6 protein-coding genes are annotated in these 6,635 nt (G+C 36.8%); 3 read left to right on the top strand and 3 right to left on the bottom strand.

Features of this window, described 5'->3' with window-relative positions:
* From NWQ57_RS22450 to NWQ57_RS22440, 3 genes are all read right to left on the bottom strand, one after another.
* A partial coding sequence (locus NWQ57_RS22450) for a hypothetical protein (RefSeq protein WP_306024426.1) occupies window positions 1–1,898 on the bottom strand: 1,898 nt, incomplete at its 3' end.
* Complete coding sequence (locus NWQ57_RS22445; RefSeq protein ID WP_306024425.1) at window positions 1,895–2,719, bottom strand: hypothetical protein; 825 nt, start codon at window positions 2,717–2,719, stop codon at window positions 1,895–1,897. The genes NWQ57_RS22445 and NWQ57_RS22450, both read right to left, overlap by 4 nt.
* Window positions 2,716–3,798: a glycosyltransferase gene (locus NWQ57_RS22440; RefSeq protein WP_306024424.1), complete on the bottom strand. Its 1,083-nt coding sequence runs from the start codon at window positions 3,796–3,798 to the stop codon at window positions 2,716–2,718. The genes NWQ57_RS22445 and NWQ57_RS22440 overlap by 4 nt, the downstream gene beginning before the upstream one ends.
* Before the next feature lie 102 nt (window positions 3,799–3,900).
* Here NWQ57_RS22440 and NWQ57_RS22435 point away from each other — a divergent pair, with 102 nt between their 5' ends.
* From NWQ57_RS22435 to NWQ57_RS22425, 3 genes are all read left to right on the top strand, one after another.
* The gene (locus NWQ57_RS22435) at window positions 3,901–4,920 is read left to right on the top strand and encodes a glycosyltransferase family 2 protein (protein WP_306024423.1); all 1,020 of its coding nucleotides are present in this window, start codon (window positions 3,901–3,903) and stop codon (window positions 4,918–4,920) included.
* 34 nt (window positions 4,921–4,954) lie between these two features.
* On the top strand, window positions 4,955–5,971 hold the full coding sequence (locus NWQ57_RS22430; protein WP_306024422.1) for a glycosyltransferase family 2 protein: 1,017 nt from the start codon (window positions 4,955–4,957) through the stop codon (window positions 5,969–5,971).
* A gap of 53 nt (window positions 5,972–6,024) precedes the next feature.
* A partial coding sequence (locus NWQ57_RS22425) for an SGNH/GDSL hydrolase family protein (protein ID WP_306024421.1) occupies window positions 6,025–6,635 on the top strand: 611 nt, incomplete at its 3' end.

Genomic DNA, 6,635 nt, shown 5'->3' with positions numbered 1-6,635 from the left:
GTTCTGACCTCTCCTGATTTGAGCGCTCGCCAAGTCAGTTCACTATTAAGAGTCATCCCATTTTTATCTAAAGACTGAATTAAAAAAGGGGTTTCTGAAGGAATTTTGGCTGACCAAGATGAATCTGGGTTACCTTGATCGTCAATTACAGCTTTATAATTAAGTGGAAATTCGCCTAAAATTTCCCAACTTTCAAGGTGGTAAGAGCCAAAGCGTTCAACAATATAGTCGTAGTCATGTTTTCCTATTAAGCGACTTGCTGACTTCCATCTTTCGTTATCTTTGAACTTACTAATCGGCTTTGTGAATGGTTTTGGGGGGGTGCCGATAATTCTCACGGCATATATATCGGAATTTGAAAAGACACCTGCTTCTGCACCGAAAATAGTCCAATTGCCATCGTTTAATTCTCTTTTTGAACTATTTGCTTGAAATGGATCATCATTGCTACCTAAGGGTTCTCTGTTATACATAGAGGATGTACCCACAATGGCACTTGGTTCACCTTTTAGAATTCGATAGTCAGACTGACCTACTTCATCCAGTATTTTAGGGTGGCTAACTCCATGGATTTTACTAAAGGGTAAAACAGCTCTTGGCCAAATTTCGTTATAATCGGGTGAATCAATTATTTTTACCAATTGAGATGGTGAAGATATAACTGTTTTACCTGCATCGTTAATTAAGTAAATTCCTGATTTAAGACTTTCACACACATTTCTCTTTTTGCAAGTGGCGCCAAAATGATTCACAGAGCCTGAAGAATATGCGACTAAAAGGCCATTTTCTTTGGTTGCTGATGGCATCGAATATTTACCTGACAAACCAGGTGAAGGCACATCAGCAGGCGTAGAATGAGTAGTGATTATTTCTGTGCCTTTTCTTTCAAAGTACCTCCTATTTTTCGTATAACCTTGTGCGTCCTTTTCTGGTTGTTGGAAGTGTCTAAAATATTCTGGCCCATCAACGTCAACAGGAGCCCGCCACAACACCCCAAAACCATAGTCAAATGATGGGTAATAATAGGCTGAAACAACTGATTGGTCGCTTAATTGAGTAGCAAAGTGATCGAGAAACTTGTTTCTATCATGGGGCTCTGTAAATTGTTTTAAATTTGAGCCGTCTGGGTGGATAGTAAATAGGCTTGACATCGCATAGATATATTTGTCTGCTACATCTTGCCAAGTTGTAAACAGTATTCTTCCATCGAGAAGCTGAATAGGATGTTGCGCTAAATGAAAAGTACCTGCTTCGAGTCGTTTTATATTAGCTAATTCCTTATTGGTTCTTTCGCCCTCGTGGTCATCCATTACATAAAGTTGTTGTACGCTACCGACTTCATGCGGGTTGTGGCCTAGTGATTCAAAAGCCGTCAAGCCTGCTCGGTTTGAAGTAAATAACACTCTTCCGTCAGCTAGCGGAACGGGCGCCATATCCCTAATGCCAAAATAGTGAGATTGGTAATATTCCTCGTTTTTATTAGCTACATAGTATTTACTGTCAAAATCGTCGTTGAACGTTAGCCTAATCGGAGTAAATGCGTTGTCGCCAGTTAAATGTATTTTGTATAGCCAGCTATAGACTTTTTTGTCGTCATTAATATTTAATGAGTAAAAAACCGTTTTACCGTCAAAAGACATCATAGGATCCATAACAGAACATGGCCCACAGTCGACTAGAATTTTTTCTGGTGCATCAGGTGACCATAAGACTAAAGAGCCTCCCATTTGTATGGGATAGGCTTTTTCTCCCTGTGGAATGTTTACGAAGGGGCTGTTGTAACCTTCGGCAGGGTACCTAACATAGATAATAGGATAGTCGACAGGTTGTGCTGCTTGGCTGCAAGCAGGTATAATTGATAAGCAAATTAGTGTTAAAAGAAGAGCTGTCTTTTTCATAAGTATTGTCTTGATTTTAACTTCATTAAACTAAACGGTAGTATGAGAAAAATAGGTATCAACCATTTAGCCCAATACGAAACTATTTCAAAATAATATTTATTGGTAATGAAGTGAGATACACCATTCCATTCTTCAAAGTCATCTTTAAATGCATCGTCAAGTGAAGTTAAATCTCCTGAGGAATACCCTTTATTCAAATAAGCCAATTCGACATCATCTTTTAAGTCTTTTAAGTCATAAATTGGGCTATTTATGGCAACACCAAAATCTGGATCTAAGATCCAGGGGGCTCCATTAATATCAGTCTTAACTACAACATGTTTTGGAAAAGATATTATTTTATTTTCAATTCCGTGTTTATCAAGTAGTTGAGATAACACCATCGAGGCATCCCCGCATACTCCAATACCCCGTTTTAGGCTTCTTTTATAATTTGCAAAATGGTAGCGTTCGTATTCGGGTATATTACTAAACTTGCCCATTAGAAAAAGAATATAATTTTCCCAAACAGGGATCAGTTGATGAGAAGTATGTGTATTTATTTTGTTCCATTGAACATGTATTAAAGAGTCAGAAACTAATTCATTGATGCGTAAAGCATATTCGAGATCAGTCTCACTATTTTCTCTCTTTATTTTGCTGTAGCTGTCTTCAAACGATAGGGTTGATTCGTTTTTAAACCGAAGTTCTGCTGGTGAGAAGGACGAAGGTCTAATCTCTTGCGTCAATCCATACAAGTTGACAATCAGTAACAAACAACCCAAAACAAATAACGCCAGCGTCCAGTATTTTTTGAATGTAGAGTTAAAACTGCTCATAAAGAGTTGTAAATATCATCAATCTTTTTGTTAAAATAACGTTCACTAAAGTACTTTATTACTCTGTCTCGTGCTTTTTTAGCATACTCTGTGCATGCTATAGGATCATCTACAATCAACTTAACACCTTTAGCTAATTCATCGGGTTTGAATGGCTGAACCAGTATTCCTGTCTCTTTATCTATCATGGCTTCCGGTATGCCATTAACATTAGTCGATACAATATATTTTTCGCATGACATGGCTTCCAAAATAGAGATAGGAAATGCTTCTTCATGAGATGCACATACTACTACATCTAACGACTGAAGAATTGATTTAACGTCACTAATCTGCCCATGAAAGCTAACTTGGTCTTGCAATCCTAATTCTATGGCCTTTTCTTTCAATAAATGTTCTCGTGGTTCTTGCAATATATCACCACCAATTATCTCGTAGTTTAGTTCATAACCTTCCTTGGATAGGATATTGGCCATTTCTAAAAAATCATCATGTCCTTTTCTAAATTGCAGGTTAGCGATAATTCCGACTTTCGGTTTAGGATTTTTAATATCAAGAGGAGTAAATTTTTCGGTATCAACGCCATTGTGGACAACCCATTGCTTAGATGATGGGCAAAGTTTTTGTAGTATTGTCGCTTGAGTATTCTGCAATTCTTCGCTACAAAATATGAAACCATGTGGCTGGGCTCGGTTATTGAATACCCAGTTTGCAAATTCTTCACTAAATGGAAAATGTATATGACAAATTACTTTTACATTTAAACTACGAGTAGCATTTAAAACACTTCTGGCGCTTAGTAAATCAGCACAATGAAAAATGTCTATTTTATGATGAGTTGCAATCTTGCGCCATTTTAGTCGACTGCCTAGAGTCTTAAATGGACTTGTCAGTTCTGGTTGGGCTAAATCGTGAGTATGTTGCTTTACACCTAGCTTCCTTGCCTCATCAGATAATTGACCTTTTTTGGGAGACACTAAGTGCATATTATGTTTTGCAGATACATTACGCATAATGCTCAAAGAGACTCTTTCAGCACCACCAATAACGTTTACATTATGTATAAAACAAATATTCATTACTATTTTAAACCTTCCATACAGAAAGAAAATCCAATAACATTAAGCTAATAATGGGCAATGGCCTCGCTTTTTTATTCTAAGTATCACGAAGGACATAGATTGAAAAGTATTAATAATCCTAATGAAAAATTACTGACTCCGATCGTCTCTATTATCATTCCTGTATTCAATCGTGAAAAACTCATAAATCAAGCCATAAATACAGTTATTAATCAAACTTTTCAGGACTGGGAGTTGATTTTAGTTGATGACCGCAGTACCGACTTGACAGCTAGTTTGATTGCTGAGAGAGCCAAAGACGAACCTCGTATTAAATTTATCACTAACCTGCATCCTAAAGGACCAAGTGGCGCCAGGAATCAAGGGCTTGAAGAGGCGGTAGGAAAGTATATAGCTTATCAGGACAGTGATGATGAATGGTATCCACATCATTTGGAAACAATGGTTTATTATCTCGAAAAATATCCCGATGAACTAGATTTGATGTCAGCGAACCCGCTTAGGAAATACTTAGAAACTGACGAAGTTTTTAATTATGACACCATTAAATTGACGGATAAAAAATATCGTAAACTAGAAGATGTTTTTGTTTTTGATGCAGATAGTTTGTTTGATATTCAACTGCGGGGCAGAGCTATTACGACACAATGCATGGTTGGAAAAGCTGAAGTAATGAAAGCTGTAAAGTGGAATGAAACGTTAGGTGCTGCTGAAGATAATTTACATAACTTAGAACTAACGGCGTTAAAAATATCTTTAGGGCATATCCAAGATTATCATACAATTTATTGGGCTCACGATGACAACTTATCCAACTGTAAAGGAGAGCATCCGCCCGAACGAATGGAAAAAATCCATAAAGCATTTGTCGAATTTTGGATAATTATTTTAAATAGATTTAAGTTAGATAGTTCACAAGAGCGTTATGTGAAAAATGAATTAGCAGAGATCTACGTATGGCACTTAGGCTATTTAACTTTGGAAAAGCTAATGAGATACCAAGAAGCCTCTCATTGCTATATCAAAGCACTAAAATTAAGACCGAATAACGGTCAATATTGGATCATGTTGTTCAAAGTACAAGTGAAAAGAATTATGCAAATTTTTTCAGCGAAGTAATCCATTTTTAGTATTTGAAATACGAGGAAGCGATTTGAATAAAGTTACAATTATTATGCCGACATTTAACCGCGCAGCCTTTATGCACATCGCATTGAACTCTATAAAATCTCAGAACCATAACAATTGGGAGTTAATTGTTGTTGATGACGGAAGTACTGATGAAACTGAAAGTCTAATCAACTCTGTGGTCGCCGATTGGACTCAAACTGTACATTATATTAGGCAGAATAATCAGGGGCCGGCAGTTGCTAGAAATACTGGAATAAAGAGCGCTAAAGGAGAATATGTTGCTTTCTATGATAGTGACGACATATGGTTACCTCATCATTTATCAAACTGTCTCAGAGTTATGGCAGAACATCCTAATGTTAGTTGGGTATATGGTGCCTGCCAACGTCGACTTTATAATTCTGAGGAAGTAGTGTTAGCCAGCACATTTTATTCGGAAGGGAAACCAAATCCGCTTTTTTCTCTTGATTGTGAACATTTTGGTGATCTTTATATCATTAATGATGATGGCGCAACGGAGTGTCAGATAACCTATGGTTTAGACAGTGGGTTACAAAACTCAGTAATGCGCGTTGGTATATTTGACAAAATGATGTTGCCTGAATTCAGAATAGGTGAAGATCGACTTTTTATTGCAATGGCGCTAAAAAAAGGATTTAAATTCGCCTTTATCGATGATATTCATGTTTATTACATTGTCCATTCAGGCAACATTAGTGATACCAATATCTCAGAAGATAATCTTTCAAAACGAATAAGCATTATGAAACAACTAATTGAAAGTTATGAACAAACGCCAAAATATATACCGAACTTAACTAAGTCAGAAATTAAGGCATTGAAGTTTAGACTGGCTGATGACGTATTTTGGAAGTTAGGTTATTCACTGCAATGGCAAAATGGTTTGCGCGAAGATGCAATTAATTCTTATAAAAAGGGTTTAAAGCTCGCGCCGTTTAGATTTACATTCTGGAAGTCTTTTTTCAAAGCATTTACTGTTTATGGAATATCGAAGGTTTTTTCTAATAAAGTTGCCTAGTTAAGGTGCATTATTTTTACTGCCCCTAACGTTGATTGAGTAAGAGTTAACCGATGCTAAATAAGCTGTTAAATTTGATTAAAAGAGTATTTAAAACACCCTGCATACTAGTTCTCGGTGATTCCCATGCCGCTATTTTTGAACAAAACGTGTGGCATTTTATATTGAAAAAATTTCAAATTTACGTGTCGTGGGTTGGCGGTGCAACGGTATCGGGCTTGGAAAATCCGAACTCTAAAACTCAGGCAATTAAGACATTCAAAGAGAAAGTAAAGCAATTGCAGCCTGATATTATCTTACTTCAATTGGGAGAAGTTGACACCGGTTTTGTAATTTGGTTTAGGGCCGAAAAATATCATTGTTTAGTTGAGGAGATGACTTCCCAAGCCATCATGCGCTATGAAAAACTAATCGCTAATATGGCTGAAGAAGCGAGAGTTATCGTAATAAGTGCTCCTTTACCAACAATAAGGGATGGGCAGGATTGGGGGGAAATCGCTAATGCACGAAGTGAAATTACAGCTAGTCAGTACGAACGAACGAAATTGACACTGGAATTTAACAAAAAAATAAACCAGTTTTGCGTTAACAGAGGTTTTGATTACATTAATTTAGATCAAGACTCGTTGGGAGAGAATGGACTAGTGTCAGAAGAATTGATGAA

The organism is Paraglaciecola sp., assembly GCF_030730205.1.
Lineage (GTDB): Bacteria > Pseudomonadota > Gammaproteobacteria > Enterobacterales > Alteromonadaceae > Paraglaciecola.
Note: the sequence above shows the minus strand (reverse complement) of the source record. Positions and strands in the feature narration are given on the sequence as shown.